This is a genomic window from Streptomyces sp. GL_141 (assembly GCF_057834385.1).
The window spans coordinates 7274202-7289440 of record NZ_CM174402.1 but is presented as its reverse complement, the minus strand read 5'-3'; the positions used below and the strand labels follow the sequence as shown (position 1 = coordinate 7289440).

Genomic DNA, 15239 nt, shown 5'->3' with positions numbered 1-15239 from the left:
GGACTGGTCGGGCCCTGGAGATGACCTCCGGGGCCTCAGTCATGTCCGGGGGCACACACGGGCCGGGACCCGGTGCGGCAGGGCCTGCCACTGGGCTCCATGCCGCGTCATCCGCTCAAAGCGCCCCACCGTCCACTCGCCGCGGCGCAGCCCGCCGAGCTGGCGCAGCAGGTGGACGTGGTGGACCCGGCGCAGGCCGTCCTCGACGACGCGCCCGTCCTCGTCCAGATGACGGGCGCGAAGGTCCAAGCGCGGGCGGCGCTCGCTCGGGGCGAAGCCAACGATCTGCAAGGCCGCCACGGGCCCCACGAAGGCCGCGGGGAGCATGAGCGGCACGCCGGGACCGCCGGGCGCCGGGATGGTTCCAGGGCGGCGAGTGAGGGTGGCTACGGCCTGAGCGGGGGTCATGTCCGCGGGCAGCCCGTAGGGGTTCACCGGCGGCGCGGGTACCGCGTCGGCATCAGCCGGGACAGTGTCAGTCGACACGGATAACTCCATCTCTGCCCCCGGTCCCGCTGCTGCCGGCCAGGGGCGGTGTCGTTTCTTGGGGTAGGTCAGACCGCGATGGGCGCGGCCGCGGGCCGACGGCTCCAATGCCGCTGCCGGGGCGTCGCGGGGTCGTTGTGACCGCACTCGCGCCGCGCCCCGCTCACGTTGAGTTCGGCAAGCGCGCGGAGGACCGGGTCCGTCGGGTCGGGCTCATAGAGGTCGACGGCACTGATACCGAGGCCCTGGGCGATGAGTCCGATCACGTAGTCGGGCGGGACCGCCCTACTGTGCTCGTAGGTCCACACCGCGCTGGTTGTCCGGTCGATGAGCGCGGCGAGTTGCGGCTGGCTCAGTCCCGCAGCAATACGTACGGCGCGCAGGCGGGGCGGCGAGAAGGTGGGCATGGCAGGGCTCCCGGTTCGATCGAGTGGGTCTAACCGGGACCAATCAACCACTAGTCATTTTTGGGTTGTTAATACCTGTTGGCGGGTTAAGTCGAATGGCGCAGTCCGCGCGCAACACCCGCGGCCGCAGGAGGTCATACAGGCGGCGCCTGGCCGCGCTCTGACAAGTCCGCGAAAAGGCCCGGCGTGTCCTCAAGCATCCCGGTCGACGCGAGTGGTTGCATTGCCCTCGCATCAGGCCAACCGGCATCAATCTCGAAGGACTCCACTCCGCGTTCAAGAAGCAAGTCCCAGGGCATCTCCATGCCCTTCACTGCTCCTTGCTACGACGGAGTATTTTTATGTGCCCACGCGCCGGCGGCGCGTCCAGCCGTGCAACTGACCGGCTGTGGACGACCGCGGAGGCCGCCGACTATCTCGGCTTGGCCGCCAAGACGTTGCGCAACAAGAGGTCGGCGGGACAGGGTCCGGCGTACGTAATGCTCCCCGGACATCGCTGGGCCTACTACCTGCCCTCCGACGTCAAGGCGTGGCAGAAGAAGAACACCCGGGTGATCAACCCGGAGGCTACGACCAACACGAGGAGGCGCGCGCGCTAATGGCGACGTATGACGACCGGTGGCACAAGAACCGGCCGAAGCCGGAAGACAAGCCGTGCGGGTGCGGAACGGCGAGGACGCCGAAGTACCCGACCGCGGAGCACGGGCTGGCGATCAAGCGTCACCGCGTCCGCTACCGAGACCCCGATGGCCGCCAATGTGCGCCGTGCTTCAAGACCAAGTCGCAGGCGCTGGCGCACAAGACCGACGTGGAGAACAGGCTGCGATCGGGAACGTACTTGGTGCCGGAGTCGAAGGAGGTGACGGTGGAGACGTACGGGGCGCGCTGGCTGGACAGGAAGGGCGACGTCGGCACCCTGGCTCAGTACGGGCGCCACCTGCGGCTGCACGTGAACCCGATCCTCGGGGACCGGGTGGTGGCGAGGCTGAATGCGAAGGACATCCGGGATTTCGTGAAGTGCCTCGACGCCGGCTCGACCTACGGGGAGTCGATCTTCACGACGCTGGCGACGATGCTGACCGCGGCGGTGGATGACGGCCTGCTGGGCGCGAATCCGTGCTGGGCGGAGTCGGTGCAGCCGGTCAAGCCGCGCGCCAGGAGGGGCTCTCCCGTCTCCCGCCGCGTGCACGTGTGGGCGGACGAGAAGACGTCGGCCGTGATCCGAGCCCTCCCGAAGCGGTACCGGGCGAAGGGCGCGGTGGGCATAGGTTCCGGCCTGCGCCCCGCGGAACTGATCGGCCTCTCCCCCGACGATCTCGACCCGGAGGGCGGCTGGGTCAACGTGGTCCGCCAGGTGCAGTGGGTGCCGGGGCACGGGTGGTGCTTCAAGCTGCCGAAGGGCGGCAAGGTGCGCCGCTCGCCCCTGTCTGACGGGCTGGTCGACGTGCTCGCCCTGCACGCGGAGGAGTTCCCGGCGGTGGAGGTGGTACTGCCCTGGTACGACCCCGACGCGCGGCCGGACCGGCAGTTCCGCAAGCGGTCGGTGCGGCTGATGTTCACCACGCCGCAGATGCGGGTGGTCAGCTCGAAGGTCTTCAACGCCGACGTCTGGAAGCCCGCCCTGGTCCAGGCGGGAGTGATGCCGGACACCCCGGGCCCCGGCGCCACGAAGTACGCCGCGTCGCCGGAGAACGGGGTGCGGATGCTGCGGCACATCTTCGCGACACGCCAGATCGAGGCGGGCGAATCCCCGGTCGATGTGGCTGACTGGTTGGGACACGAAGACCCGCAGATCACCTTCGAGCGCTACGTGCACGGCCGGAAGGATGCGGGTGATCGCGGGGCCCGTGCCGTGGACGCCTTCCTCAGCGCTACGCTACGTTTGGCAACACAGAGTTAGAGAAATGGAAGTGGCCACGGTGTGCTCAGTTACTGGGCTTCGGGTCATTTCCCCAGGTCAGTGGGCCTCAAGGTCCACACCACGGTCATCTCGCCCGTCACGGCCTCGTCCTCGCGCTGGATGGCGATGGTGACGGGGAACTCCGGGCGGCCGCCCGCATGGAGTTCGGCGACGACCTCGGCGGCCGGGCGGCCGAGGGTGGCGGTGGCCGTGACGACGCCCTTGGCGAGCTTCTTGTAGCCGATCTCCGCGCTCACCGCGAGGGGCACGGCGCGCGAGAGCTGGTCGCCGAAGGCGGCCAGGACGATCGCGCCGCTCGCGGACTCGGCGAGGGTGAACATGGCGCCGGCGTGCGGGCCGCCGAGGTGGTTGTGGAAGTCCGGCTGGTCCGGGAGCCGGACGACGGCACGCTCGGGGGTGGTCTCCAGGAACTGGAGGTTCAGGGTCTTGGCCATCGGCACGGTCGCGGCGAGCAGTTCGCCCACGTTCATCTGTTCAGCGCTCATGGGACGCGATGTTACCCGCGAGTAGTAGGCCTTGGCCATACCCGTCCGGGGGCGGCCGTGGATCCCGGCGCGCACTCCCACTATCGTTACCGGCCATGTGGCCAGGACAGCAGCAGCCGCCCGGGGGAGAACCCAACCCCCAGGACGCGCATCAGAACCCGTACCAGCAGCAGCCGGGAACGCCGAACCCGTATCAGCAGCAGCCGCCGACCGCGGCGTACGGGGAGCAGCAGCAGCCCGGCTACGGGTACCCGCAGCAGCCCCCCGCTCCCCAGGGGTGGGGCCAGCAGCCCCCGACCGTTCCCGTACCCCAGTGGGGCGGCACGCCGCCGCCCCCGCCCCCGCGCGGCGGGAGCCCGTTCTCGACCAGGACCGTGGCCATCGTGGCGGCCTCGGCCGTCGTCGTGGCGGCCGCCGCCACCGGGGCGTTCGTCCTGACCCGGGACGACGACACCACCAACCAGGCGGACGGCAAGCCGAGCACCTCCTCCTCCGCCCCGGCCTCCCCGTCCGCGTCCGCCCCGGCGAGCCCGGGCGCCAACCCGCGCGGCGGCGCCGAGGCCAAGCCGGTGATCCCCGGCTGGAAGGTCGTCCTCAACCCGAAGTACGGCACCGCCTTCGACGTCCCGCCGGACTGGGACGTCAAGACTTCGAGTCTGTCCGTCGGCTTCGGCGACGAGTCCAAGAAGGACGGCTCGGCCCTGGTCATGATGGGGGCGCCCGCCTTCCTCAAGGAGGACTGGTGCAAGGTCGACGCCGACAAGGACGGCAAGGAGGAGTCGACCGGGCTGGCGGCCACCGGGACCAAGGGCGGCATGGGCGCGAAGGGCACCGCCGAGGCCGCGTACAACGAGGCCGGCAACTGGGCCTTCGCCGCGTGGGCGCAGAAGGCGCCGAAGGGCACCACCAAGGTGACCGAGGCGAAGGAGTACACGACCACCTCCGGGCTCAAGGGCCACATGGCGACCGCGACCGTCAGCGGCCTGCCCAAGGAGAACAAGTGCTCCACCGACGGCAAGTCCGTCGCCTTCAGCTTCCTGACCACCAACGGTGACCTCTCCACCTGGGTCCTCTACGGCGCCGCCGGCGTCCCGGGCGAAGTGAGCAAGGAGACCTACGAGAAGATCCTGAGCAGCGTCCGCCTCAACGCGGGCTGATCTTCCCCGCGCTCCCCGTCCCGGGCCGGAAATCCGTTTGGATTCCCGGCCCGGGACGGGGATAGTCCGGAGGTGAGCTCTCCCGACGCCTCCTCCCCCGGTCCCGCCCGCCCTTCCGCCGTGCGCCGCAGGCCCGAGTGGGCCGGCCGCAACTACACCCTGCTGACGGGTGCCGCGGTCATCACGAACCTCGGGAGCCACGGAGCGCTCATCGCGACCACCTGGGCGGTCGTCCAGGCGGGCGGCTCCGCCGGCGACGTCGGCCTGGTGGCCGCCGCCCGTACGCTGCCGCTCGTCCTCTTCCTGCTCATCGGCGGAGCGGTCGCCGACCGGATCCCCCGCCACCACGTCATGGTCGCGGCCAACGCCCTCAACTGCCTCTCGCAGGCCGTCTTCGCCTTCCTCGTCCTGACCGGCGATCCGAAGCTGTGGCAGATGATGCTGCTCACGGCGCTGTGCGGCACCGGTACGGCCTTCTTCAACCCGGCCGCCGAGGGCATGCTCATGGCCACCGTCTCGGGCGCGCAGGCCAACCGCGCCTTCGCCCTCTTCCGGATGGCGATGAACGGCGCCGGCGTCGGCGGCGCGGCCCTCGGCGGGGCCATGGTCGCCCTGCTGGGCCCCGGCTGGGTGCTCGCCGTGGACGCGGCCGCCTTCGCCGTCGCCGGAGCCCTGCGGGCCTTCCTCGACGTCGGCCACGTCGCCGAACGCGCTCCCGGCGGCGGCCTGCTGTCCGATCTGCGCGAGGGCTGGGTGGAGTTCAGGAGCCGCCCCTGGCTGTGGAGCATCGTGCTCCAGTTCTCCGTCGTCATGGCCGTCGTCGGCGCCGCCGAAGCGGTCTACGGGCCCCTGGTCGCGCTGGAGCGCCTGGGCGGGGCGGCTCCGTGGGGCGTGGCCCTGGCCTTCTTCGGACTCGGCACCATCGGCGGGGCCGTCCTGATGATGGTCTGGAAGCCTCGCCGCCTGCTCCTGGCCGGCACCCTGTGCGTGTTCCCGCTGGCGCTCCCCGCCGCGGGGCTGGCGGTGCCGCTGCCGGTGTGGGGGCTGTGCGTGGCGATGTTCGTGAGCGGCGTGGCCATCGAGGCGTTCGCCGTGAGCTGGATGACGACGATGCACCAGGAGATCCCGGAGGAGATGTTCTCCCGGGTCTCCGCCTACGACTGGTTCGGCTCGCTCTCCATGCTCCCGCTGGCCATGGCGCTGGCCGGCCCGGTCGAATCCGCGGTCGGCCGCACCTCGGCCCTCTGGGGCTGCGCGGCCCTGGTGATCCTGGTGACGGCAGCCGTCCTCCTGGTCCCGGACGTCCGCCACATGACCCGCAAACCGTCCGACGCCCTCACCAAGTCGAGCCCCGCCGACTCCGACACCTCCGACTCCGGCCCCTCCGGCTCCGGCACCGCCGACTCCGGCACCGCCGACTCCGGCACCGCCGGACCGGGCCCGGCCCGGCCCAGCTCCGCCGAATCCCGCCCCGCTGGCGTGTGAGGCGCGGGGTCCGGGGCGGAGCATCGGGGCAGGTCCGGGCAGAGCCCGGGGAACGGGCGAAGGGCGGGTAGGGGACTTCGCACCGCGCAGCGGGACGTCCCTCAGCCGAGGCTGAACGCCCCCTCCGGCGGCTCGGGCGAAGCCACCGCATCGGCGTCGGACACCGGCAGAGCCCCCCGCATCAGCCGCGCGAGGCCCGCCCCCGTCTCCACCCGCGCGGGAAACACGTCGCCCGCGCACACCCGCGAGAGCTCCGCCACCGGCAGCTCACGCGCCGAAGCCAGCAGCACGGCGTTCCCGAACCGCCGCCCCCTCAGCACCCCCGGCTCCGCGATCAGCGCCAACTCCCCGAAGACCACGGCGAAGTTCGCGAGCTGCCCGCGCAGGAAGCCGAACGGCGCCCCGTCCGCGAGGTTGGCCACGTACACCCCGCCGGGCCGCAGCACCCGCGCCACCTCCCGGGCGTACTCCGCCGAGGCCAGCGAAGCGGGCACCCGGGATCCGCCGAAGACGTCCCCCACCACCACGTCCGCGCTCGCGTCCGGCGCCGCGGCCAGCCAGGCCCGCGCGTCGGCGACGTGCACCGTGATCCCGCTCCCGGCCGCCACCGGCAGGAACTCCCCGACCAGCGCGACGAGCCCGGCGTCGAACTCGACCACGTCCTGCCGCGACCCCGGCCGGCTAGCCGCCGCGTACCGCGGCAGGGTCAGCGCGCCGCCGCCCAGGTGCAGCAGGTCCAGCGCGGCCCCCGGCTCGCCCACGCAGTCCAGGACGTGCGCGAGGCGGCGTACGTACTCGAACTCCAGGTGCTTCGGGTCGTCGAGGTCCACGTACGACTGCGGCGCCCCGTCCACGGTGAGCAGCCAGGCCCGCTCCCGGTCGATGTCCGGCATCAGTTTGGCGGTGCCCTGGGCCACGTCCCGGATCACCGGGATCTGTTCGTCACTCACCGCACCATTGTCAGGCCCCCGGAGCCGCCCACACCTCGCGCGCCTGCTCCACGTGGACCGCGGCCTGCTCCAGCCCCGCCCGCGCGGCGGGATCGCGGCGCGCGGGGTCCAGTACGTTGCGTCCGAAGACCTTGCGGGCCTGCGACGACGGGGTGATCAGCAGCACCTTCGCCCCGGCCTCCCGCAGGCGCGCGGCCTGCGACGCGGGCGAGGGGATCAGTCCGGCGCCCGTGGCCATCGGCGCGAGGATGACCACGCGCCCGTAGCCGGAGGCGAGGTCGGCGTTGGTCGCGGAGCGGATCCCGCCGTCGACGAACCGCCGCCCCGCGACCGTCACGGGCGGCCACACCCCGGGTACGGCGCAGCTCGCCGAGACGGCATCGACCAGCCCGGCCTCGCTCCCGCGCTCGAAGGCGGCGAGTTCGCCGGTCAGCGCGTCCACCGCGGCGACGACGAGGCGCCGCTCGGGCCAGTCGTGCGACACCAGCCGGGCTTCCAGCACCTTGCGGCGCACGCCCTCCGGCTCCGTGTCGGCGGCGAGGGCGAAGGCGCCGATCCGGCGCCGGTAGGACTTCGCGTCGCGGGAGCGCACCATCGCGACGGCGTACCGCCCGATCAGGGAGGCTCCCAGCTTCGCGGGGAGCTCCCCGCCGGGGTCGCCGAGCTGGCGCTCGTACAGCTCCTGCGGGGTGAGCAGTCCGGAGGTGAGCTGCGCGCCGACGACCGAACCGGCCGAGGTCCCGACGACGAGGTCGGCGCCGGTCAGGTCGACGCCCGCGCGGGCGAGCCCGTAGAGCATCCCGGCCTCCCAGCCGACGCCGGTCAGCCCGCCGCCGCCGAGCACCAGAGCCGTGCCCTTGTCTTCCCCGCCGCCGCTGCCTTCGCCGCTGCCGCCGCTCATGCTGTCGTCGTCCACGAACCGCTCCCTCCCCGCATGCCTGTGGTGACGGCAGTCTGGCGCAAGCCGACCACCGCCACCACAGCGGGTACCGCCCGGCCGCTGCCGGCCCGCTAGCGGACCTCGGTCACCGTCCCGGCCCCGACGGTGCGCCCGCCCTCGCGGATCGCGAAGCCGAGCCCGCTCTCCAGCGGGACGTCCCGCCCGAGCTCCACGGTCATGGTGACCGTGTCGCCCGGCCTGGCCGGGCCCGCCTCGCCCAGGTCCACGTTCCCCACCACGTCGGCGGTGCGGATGTAGAACTGGGGCCGGTAGCCGGTCGCCACCGGCGTGGTGCGGCCGCCCTCGCGGCCGGACAGCAGGTACACCCGCGCCGTGAAGCGGCGCCGCGGTACGACGCTGCCGGGCGCGGCCACCACGTCCCCGCGGCGCACCGCGTCGCGGGGCACCCCGCGCAGCAGCAGCGCGACGTTGTCCCCGGCCTCGGCGGACTCCATCGGCTTCCCGAAGGTCTCCAGTCCGGTGACCACGGACTCCACGGCCGCGCCCTCGCTCCCGCCGCCGAGCAGGGCCACGCGGTCGCCCATGGCCACGGTGCCCCGCTCGACGGCGCCGGTGACGACGGTGCCGCGACCGGTGATGGTGAGGACGTTCTCCACCGGCATCAGGAACGGCGCGTCGGTGTACCGCACGGGCATGGGCACGTACGTGTCCACGGCGTCGAGCAGGGCCTCGATCGACGAGGTCCACTGCGGGTCGCCGTCCAGCGCCCCGAGCCCGGAGACCCGTACGACGGGCGCTCCGTCCCCGCCGTAGCCGTGCGCGGTGAGCAGCTCGCGGACCTCCAGCTCGACCAGGTCGGTGAGCTCGGGGTCCCCGGCGTCGGCCTTGTTCAGCGCGACGACGATGTGGTCCACGCCCACCTGCCGGGCGAGCAGGACGTGCTCGGCGGTCTGCGGCATGACCCCGTCGAGGGCGGAGACGACGAGGATCGCCCCGTCGAGCTGGGCCGCGCCGGTGACCATGTTCTTGATGTAGTCGGCGTGGCCCGGCATGTCCACGTGGGCGTAGTGCCGGGTGTCGGTCTCGTACTCGACGTGCGTGAGGTTGATGGTGATGCCGCGCCGGGCCTCCTCGGGAGCCCGGTCGATCCGGTCGAACGGCACGAAGGAGGCGCCGCCGCGCTCGGCGAGGACCTTGGTGATGGCGGCGGTCAGCGTCGTCTTGCCGTGGTCGACGTGACCCATGGTGCCGATGTTGAGGTGCGGCTTGGTGCGCACGAAGGCCGTCTTGGCCATGATGTCTTCCCGTGTGATTCCGAAGCTGAAACTCGAATGACGGGACCCCCCGAGCGAACCGACCCTCCCCCTGTGGGGTCCGCCGGACGATCCGGGAAGGGTCAGCTTCGTGCGCCGCCGAATGCGGTTGCGCCTGCGGCGAGCTGTGCGGGGACGGCAGCCTTCGGCGCGTCCGCGACTGCGGACGGCGCTGCGGGGAAGGCGTGCCTGGACATGCGGTCGATCCTGCCGGAGCGGGCGCGGCCAGGCCAATGGATTTCGCGCCGCCCGGCTTACGCCCCGCCGGTGTTCTTCAGTGCCTCGCGCACCGAGAGCGGGGACAGGGACGGGCGCTCGGCGGTGACGAAGGCGCGTACGGCGGCGGGGTCCGTCTTGGCGTACTCGCGCAGGCACCAGCCGATGGCCTTGCGGACGAAGAAGTCGGGGTGGCCGCTCTGGCGGCGGCAGTACGCGAAGAGCCGGTCGGTGTCGGTCGCGGCCTTGTACCGGAGCTGGTGGAGCAGGGCGGTGCGGGCCACCCACAGGTCCTCGTCCCCGATCCACTCGTCCATGACGGCGGCGAGCGCCGGGTCGGCCGCCACGAGCGGCCCGACCGTGTGCGCGGCGAGCAGGTCGACGGTGTCCCACCAGGGGTCGGTCACGATCAGGTGCCGGACCACGGGCAGGAAGCCGGAGGAGCAGCGGGAGACGTGCCGGCGCAGGTAGTCGACGGCGAAGTAGCGGTACTCACGCTCCGGAAGCTCCCAGCAGCGCAGCGCGAGGGCCGCGCAGTCCGTTTCGGACGGTTTCGGGGTGTCCTTGGTCACGGCCCGGGACAGCTCGCGGCGCTGCGGGGTGGGGATGCCGAGGAAGGGCGAGACGTCCTTCATGTACGCGGCCATGGGCGCGGCCCGCCCCGCGTCGGCCGCGGCGCCGTAGGACTCCGTGAGCCGAGCCACCAGCAGCTCTGCCAGGTCGCTGTGCGCGGCCCGCGGCGGCCGCCGGTCGTTCGACTGCATGAGGCCCAGATTACGGCGCTCCGACAGGGGGGTCGGCTAGTCTCCCGGAATGTCCCTCCTCCTCGCGCCGTGGACGCGGCTCTCGCTGCTCGTCGTGCTGCTCCTCGCGGCCGGCGTCTGCGTCGTGCTGTTCGAGCCCCAGCGCCTGCTCTCGGAGGGCTGGCCGCCGGGGCTCCCGGTGGGCACCGCCGTCCTGCTCTTCGCCGCGGCGTACGGGGTGTGCACGGCCGCCCTGGTGCCGCGCCCGCTGCTGAACCTGGCCTCGGGAGCCCTCTTCGGCTCCCAGTTCGGCCTGGTCGCGGCGGTCGGCGGCTCGGTCATCGGGGCGGGGATCTCCTTCGGTCTCGGCCGGATGATGGGGCGCGACGCCCTGCGTCCGCTGATCCGCGGCCGTTGGCTGCAGGCGGCCGACGACCAGCTGGCCCGGCACGGCTTCCGCTCGATGCTCGCGGTCCGGATCTTCCCCGGACTGCCCTTCGCCGTGGCCAACTACGCCGCCGCGCTGTCCCGCTGCGGCTGGCTCCCCTTCCTCCTGGCCACCGCGATCGGCGTGGTCCCGAACACCGCCGCGTACGTGATCGCGGGGGCCAGCGCCTCCTCTCCGACCTCCCCCGCGTTCCTCGCTTCGTTCGGCTTCATCGCCCTCTCCGCGGTGGGGGCGGCGGTCGTCGCCTGGCGCAAGCGGCACCGGCTGGCGCCCGTACGGAGGCCCGAGCGTCCGGTGCCGGTACGTGAACTGACGGCCGTACACCCCCCTGTGGTCACGGCGGCACCGCACGGGCCCTAGCATCGGACCCGAACTGCCCGACGATCACAAGGACGAGCGCACCCCGACATGAACTGGATCGAATCCCTCATCCTCGGTCTCGTCCAAGGACTTACGGAATTCCTCCCGATCTCCTCCAGCGCCCATCTGCGGCTGACCGCGGCGTTCGCCGGCTGGCACGATCCGGGAGCGGCCTTCACCGCCATCACGCAGATCGGCACCGAAGCCGCCGTACTGATCTACTTCCGCAAGGACATCGCGAAGATCATCTCCACTTGGTTCCGCTCGCTGTACACGAAGGCGCTGCGCTCCGAGCAGGAAGCCAAGATGGGCTGGCTGGTGATCGTCGGCTCGATCCCGATCGGTGTCCTCGGCCTCGCCTTCAAGGACCAGATCGAGGGCCCGTTCCGCGATCTGCGGCTGATCGCCACCACCCTCATCGTGATGGGCCTCGTGCTCGGCTTCGCCGACCGGCTGGCGGCGCGCGACGAGGAGGGCGGTCGGCACCGCGTCGTCCGCGAGCGCAAGACCCTGAAGGAACTGGGCGTCAAGGACGGCCTCATCTTCGGTCTCTGCCAGGCGATGGCCCTGATCCCGGGTGTGTCCCGGTCGGGTGCGACGCTCTCCGGCGGCCTGCTGCTGGGCTTCACCCGCGAGGCGGCGGCCCGTTACTCCTTCCTCCTCGCGATCCCGGCCGTGCTGGCCTCGGGCCTGTTCGAGATCAAGGACGTGATGGAGAACCCGGGCCACATCGAATGGCCTCAGACGATCTTCGCCACGGTCATCGCCTTCCTCGTCGGCTACGCGGTCATCGCCTGGTTCATGAAGTTCATCTCCAGCAAGAGCTTCATGCCCTTCGTGATCTACCGGGTGCTGCTCGGCATCCTGCTGTTCGTGCTGATCGGCATGGGTGTGCTCAGCCCCCACGCGGGCGAGTCGGCCGGCTAGTACGGGGCTCACTCACCGCTTCGCGTGAATCGGAGGCCGCCCGGGAACGTTCCCGGGCGGCCTCCGCGTCGTTGTGGAGGGAGAGACCTGAAGACGAACAGCAGGGGGTGTCCCATGGGTCGAGTGGTGTTGGAGCGGTTTCCGGCCGGAAGTCCGAGGGGGAGCTGGCCGGCCGAGGAGTACGCGGCGCAGCGGATGCGCGAGGGCGTGCCCGCGGAGGTGGTCATGGATCTGGCGAGCGACGCCTACCTCGTGGTGGTCCGTCCCCGGGAGGCGCGTTCAGGTCACTGATCCGGTGCCGGGGCATCCGGGCCGCGCACACCCCTTGGCCTTCGCGGCCCGCGCCCCCACACTGACCCGATGACGCAGCGTGTGGACCTTGCGGGCGTGATGGACCGACTGGCGATCGACGAGCTGGTCACGGGGTACGCCATCGCCGTGGACGACGGGGACTGGGACGCGTACCGCGCCCTGTTCGCCCCGGGCGGGCGGGCCGACTACACCTCGGCCGGCGGGATCGAGGGCCCGGCCGGGGAGGTCGCGGACTGGCTCGCGGAGACGATGAAGCTGTTCCCGGTGCGCCAGCACCTGATCGTGAACCGGCTGATCCGGATCGCGGACCTGGGCGGCTCCCCCGGTGACACGGCGGAGGTCCGGGCCGACTTCCTCAATCCCATGCGGCTCGCCGGTGAGGAGCCCGACGACGGCGGGCCCCCCGTGACCGCGCCCAACTTCGTCGCGGCGGGCCGCTACACCTTCGCCGTCGCCCGTACCGCCCGGTCCGGCTGGCGGCTCTCGCGGGTCACCGTCCACGAGAAGTGGCGGCACATGTCGTTCTGATGGATGGACGAGAAGGGCTGTTCCACACTGGAAGCGGAGGCCCTACGCAATGCTGATGGTCTCGGCGGTCTCGAAGCGGGTCCCGTGGTGGCGTGCGCCGGCGGCGGTCACGGCGGGAGCGCTGCCCTGCCTCGCCTTCCCCGCCCCGGCGCTGTGGTGGTTCGCCTACGTCGCCCTCGTGCCCTGGATCCTGCTGCTGAGGTCGGCCCCCACCGGCCGGCGCGCGGCCCTGGAGGGCTGGCTCGGCGGCGCCGGCTTCGTCTTCGCCGTCCACCACTGGCTGCTGCCCAGCCTGCACGTGTTCCTCTTCGCCGTGGCGGCGCTCGTGGGCCTGCTCTGGATTCCCTGGGCGCTGCTGGTGCGGGAGCTGCTCGGCGGGGCCCCGGGGCCGGGGCGGGCGGCGGCCGCGCTGGTCCTCGTACCGGCGGGCTGGCTGCTGTCGGAGCTGGCCCGGTCCTGGCAGGGGCTGGGCGGGCCGTGGGGGCTGCTCGGTGCCAGTCAGTGGCAGGTGGCGCCCGCGCTGCGGCTGGCTTCGGTGGGCGGGGTCTGGCTGGTCGGGCTGCTGGTCGTGGCGGTGAACTGTGCGCTGGCGCTGCTGATCACGGCGCCGGGGGCGCGGATGCCGGCGCTGGCCGGGGTGACGGGCTGCGCGGTGCTGACGGGGGTGGTGTGGCTGTGGGCGCCCCGCCCGGAGCCGGCGGGCGCACTGCGCGTGGCCCTCGTACAGCCGGGCCTGCTCCCGGACTCCCCGGACAGCGCGGAGCGGCGGTTCGCCGTCGGGGAGCGACTGACCGGGACCCTGGCCGGGCTCCGCCCGGACCTCGTGGTGTGGGGGGAGAGCAGTGTCGGCGAGGACCTGGGGGCCCGCCCGGACCTGGCCCGGCGGCTCGCCGACCTGTCGGCGCGGGTGGGGGCTCCGCTGCTGGTCAACGTGGACGCGCGGGCCGCCGACCGGCCGGGGATCCGCAAATCGGCGGTGCTCGTCGGTCCCGGGGGCCCGACCGGTGACCAGTACGACAAGATGCGCCTGGTGCCGTTCGGCGAGTACGTACCGGCCCGCGCGCTGCTGGGCTGGGCCACCTCGGTGGGCAAGGCCGCGGAGGAGAACCGCGTCCCGGGCAGTGCTCCGGTCCTGATGAACCTGCCCGGCCGGGCGGACGTCCGCCTCGGCCCGCTGGTCTGCTTCGAGTCGGCGTTCCCGGACATGAGCCGCCACCTCGCCCGCGAGGGCGCCGCCCTGCTGGTCGACCAGTCGGCCACGTCCACCTTCCAGGGCAGCTGGGCACCGGCGCAGCACGCCTCGCTGTCCGCGCTGCGCGCCGCCGAGACCGGCCGTCCCATGGTCCACGCCACCCTCACGGGCATCAGCGAGGTGCGCGGCCCGTCCGGCGAGCGGATCGGGCCGGCGCTGTCCACCTCGGCGAGCACGGCGCGGGTGTACGAGGTCCCGCTGGCGCGGGGCACGACCCTGTACGTCCGTTTCGGGGACTGGCCGGTCGGCGCCGCGCTCGCCGCTCTGGCCGTCTACTGCGCGGCTGCCGGCGCCCGCTCCGTGCGGCTCGGGAAACCCGCCGGGGCGTCCCTCGGGACCCCGCGGACGCCGCCCGGGTAGCCTCCCGGATTCCGCCCGCTCAGGACGCCTGGTCCAGAGCCGAGCGCACGACCCGCTCGCACAGTTCGTGGGTCAGCAGCGCGTCGCGCGCGCTGAGGGTCGTGCCCGCGGCGACGGCCTCCAGGAAGGAGTCGACGACCTGCTCGATGCCGCGCTGGCGGGCCACCGACACCCAGTCCCCGCGCCGCCGGACGGTGGGCTGGCCCTTGTGGTCGATGACCTCCGCGAGGTTGACGACCTGCCGCTTGGTGTCCTGTCCGGAGACCTCCAGCACCTCCTCCGTGGAACCGGAGAGCCGGTTCATGATGCCGAGCGCGGTGAAGCCCGTACCCGACAGCTGAAGCACCACCTGGCTCATCAGGCCGTCCCGCACCACGGCCCGTACGTCGACCTGGTCGGCCTCGCCGGGCAGCAGGAAGCGCAGGGTGTCGACGACGTGGATGAAGTCGTCCAGGACGAAGGTCCGTACGTCCTCGGGCAGGCCGACCCGGTTCTTCTGCATGACGATCAGGTCGCGCGCGTGGTCGGCGCACTGCGCGTAGCCGGGCGCGTGGCGGCGGTTGAAGCCGACGGCGAGGGAGACCCCGCGCTCCTCGGCCAGTTCGACCAGGCGGCGCGATTCCGCGAGCTCGTAGGCGATCGGCTTGTCGACGTAGGTCGGTACGCCCGCTTCCAGCAGCCGTTCCACGATCTCGGGGTGGACGGCCGTCGGGGCGTGCACGAAGGCCGCGTCGAGCTTCTGCGCGAGCAGCGAGTCGAGGTCGGTGTGCAGGCGTTCGGCCGGGACGCGGTGCTGGGCGCCGACCCGGTCGAGGGTGGCCGGGGTACGGGTCTGCAGGTGCAGTTCGAGCCCCGGGCGGGTGGTCAGGACGGGCAGGTACGCCTTCTGCGCGATGTCGCCGAGTCCGATACAGCCGACCTTCACCGGGACCTCCAGGTTTGTTCCTCGTGGAAGTACGCAGCCTAATCGGTGGTGACCACCGACGTG

General features: G+C 72.5%; 17 protein-coding genes. 9 read left to right on the top strand and 8 right to left on the bottom strand.

All coding sequences use genetic code 11. From position 1 onward, the window contains the following. Nucleotides 1-39 precede the first annotated feature (39 nt). The gene (locus tag AC3IX6_RS32465) at nt 40-486 is read right to left on the bottom strand and encodes a hypothetical protein (protein WP_489366855.1); all 447 of its coding nucleotides are present in this window, start codon (nt 484-486) and stop codon (nt 40-42) included. Nucleotides 487-554: 68 nt separating this feature from the next. Continuing rightward, nucleotides 555-893, bottom strand: a complete 339-nt coding sequence (locus AC3IX6_RS32460; RefSeq protein ID WP_489366854.1) for a helix-turn-helix domain-containing protein — start codon at nt 891-893, stop codon at nt 555-557. Nucleotides 894-1234: 341 nt separating this feature from the next. On the opposite strand from AC3IX6_RS32460, the gene AC3IX6_RS32455 reads away from it, so the two are divergent. Both AC3IX6_RS32455 and AC3IX6_RS32450 read left to right on the top strand, forming a co-directional pair. After that, nucleotides 1235-1492 (top strand): helix-turn-helix transcriptional regulator, encoded by a 258-nt coding sequence (locus AC3IX6_RS32455; RefSeq protein WP_489366853.1) that lies wholly within the window; start codon nt 1235-1237, stop codon nt 1490-1492. Next, nucleotides 1492-2793: a site-specific integrase gene (locus AC3IX6_RS32450; protein WP_489366852.1), complete on the top strand. Its 1302-nt coding sequence runs from the start codon at nt 1492-1494 to the stop codon at nt 2791-2793. The genes AC3IX6_RS32455 and AC3IX6_RS32450 overlap by 1 nt, the downstream gene beginning before the upstream one ends. 44 nt (nt 2794-2837) lie before the next feature. Here AC3IX6_RS32450 and AC3IX6_RS32445 read toward each other — a convergent pair whose 3' ends face one another. Further along, nucleotides 2838-3299 (bottom strand): DUF4442 domain-containing protein, encoded by a 462-nt coding sequence (locus tag AC3IX6_RS32445; RefSeq protein WP_489366851.1) that lies wholly within the window; start codon nt 3297-3299, stop codon nt 2838-2840. A 95-nt stretch (nt 3300-3394) separates the two neighbouring features. On the opposite strand from AC3IX6_RS32445, the gene AC3IX6_RS32440 reads away from it, so the two are divergent. Both AC3IX6_RS32440 and AC3IX6_RS32435 read left to right on the top strand, forming a co-directional pair. Then, entirely contained in the window at nt 3395-4456 is a 1062-nt protein-coding gene (locus AC3IX6_RS32440; protein ID WP_489366850.1) for a DUF8017 domain-containing protein, read from the top strand. A 72-nt stretch (nt 4457-4528) separates the two neighbouring features. Further along, a complete protein-coding gene (locus AC3IX6_RS32435; RefSeq protein ID WP_489366849.1) occupies nt 4529-5941 on the top strand; it encodes an MFS transporter in 1413 nt (470 codons plus the stop codon). A gap of 101 nt (nt 5942-6042) precedes the next feature. Here the strand turns inward: AC3IX6_RS32435 and AC3IX6_RS32430 are convergent, their stop codons facing one another. From AC3IX6_RS32430 to AC3IX6_RS32415, 4 genes are all read right to left on the bottom strand, one after another. After that, nucleotides 6043-6834, bottom strand: a complete 792-nt coding sequence (locus AC3IX6_RS32430) for a spermidine synthase (RefSeq protein WP_489371628.1) — start codon at nt 6832-6834, stop codon at nt 6043-6045. Between the two features lie 67 nt (nt 6835-6901). Continuing rightward, entirely contained in the window at nt 6902-7792 is an 891-nt protein-coding gene (locus AC3IX6_RS32425) for a patatin-like phospholipase family protein (protein WP_489371627.1), read from the bottom strand. 110 nt (nt 7793-7902) lie between these two features. Further along, complete coding sequence (tuf, locus tag AC3IX6_RS32420) at nt 7903-9087, bottom strand: elongation factor Tu (RefSeq protein WP_489366848.1); 1185 nt, start codon at nt 9085-9087, stop codon at nt 7903-7905. 272 nt (nt 9088-9359) lie between these two features. Beyond that, nucleotides 9360-10085 carry a DNA alkylation repair protein gene (locus tag AC3IX6_RS32415; protein ID WP_489366847.1) on the bottom strand — a complete coding sequence of 242 codons (726 nt, stop codon included), beginning with the start codon at nt 10083-10085 and terminating at the stop codon, nt 9360-9362. Nucleotides 10086-10134: 49 nt separating this feature from the next. On the opposite strand from AC3IX6_RS32415, the gene AC3IX6_RS32410 reads away from it, so the two are divergent. The 5 genes from AC3IX6_RS32410 (at nt 10135) to lnt (ending at nt 14251) form a co-directional block, all read left to right on the top strand. Further along, entirely contained in the window at nt 10135-10872 is a 738-nt protein-coding gene (locus AC3IX6_RS32410; RefSeq protein WP_489366846.1) for a TVP38/TMEM64 family protein, read from the top strand. 48 nt (nt 10873-10920) lie between these two features. Beyond that, nucleotides 10921-11799 carry an undecaprenyl-diphosphate phosphatase gene (locus AC3IX6_RS32405; protein WP_489366845.1) on the top strand — a complete coding sequence of 293 codons (879 nt, stop codon included), beginning with the start codon at nt 10921-10923 and terminating at the stop codon, nt 11797-11799. A 114-nt stretch (nt 11800-11913) separates the two neighbouring features. Beyond that, nucleotides 11914-12090 (top strand): DUF8839 family protein, encoded by a 177-nt coding sequence (locus tag AC3IX6_RS32400; protein WP_243339660.1) that lies wholly within the window; start codon nt 11914-11916, stop codon nt 12088-12090. A 69-nt stretch (nt 12091-12159) separates the two neighbouring features. Beyond that, nucleotides 12160-12639, top strand: coding sequence for a nuclear transport factor 2 family protein (locus AC3IX6_RS32395; protein ID WP_489366844.1), 480 nt, complete (start codon nt 12160-12162; stop codon nt 12637-12639). Nucleotides 12640-12688: 49 nt separating this feature from the next. Further along, nucleotides 12689-14251 (top strand): apolipoprotein N-acyltransferase, encoded by a 1563-nt coding sequence (gene lnt, locus AC3IX6_RS32390; protein ID WP_489366843.1) that lies wholly within the window; start codon nt 12689-12691, stop codon nt 14249-14251. A gap of 19 nt (nt 14252-14270) precedes the next feature. Here the strand turns inward: lnt and AC3IX6_RS32385 are convergent, their stop codons facing one another. Then, nucleotides 14271-15176: a Gfo/Idh/MocA family protein gene (locus tag AC3IX6_RS32385; protein ID WP_489366842.1), complete on the bottom strand. Its 906-nt coding sequence runs from the start codon at nt 15174-15176 to the stop codon at nt 14271-14273. Between the last annotated feature and the right edge of the window lie 63 nt (nt 15177-15239).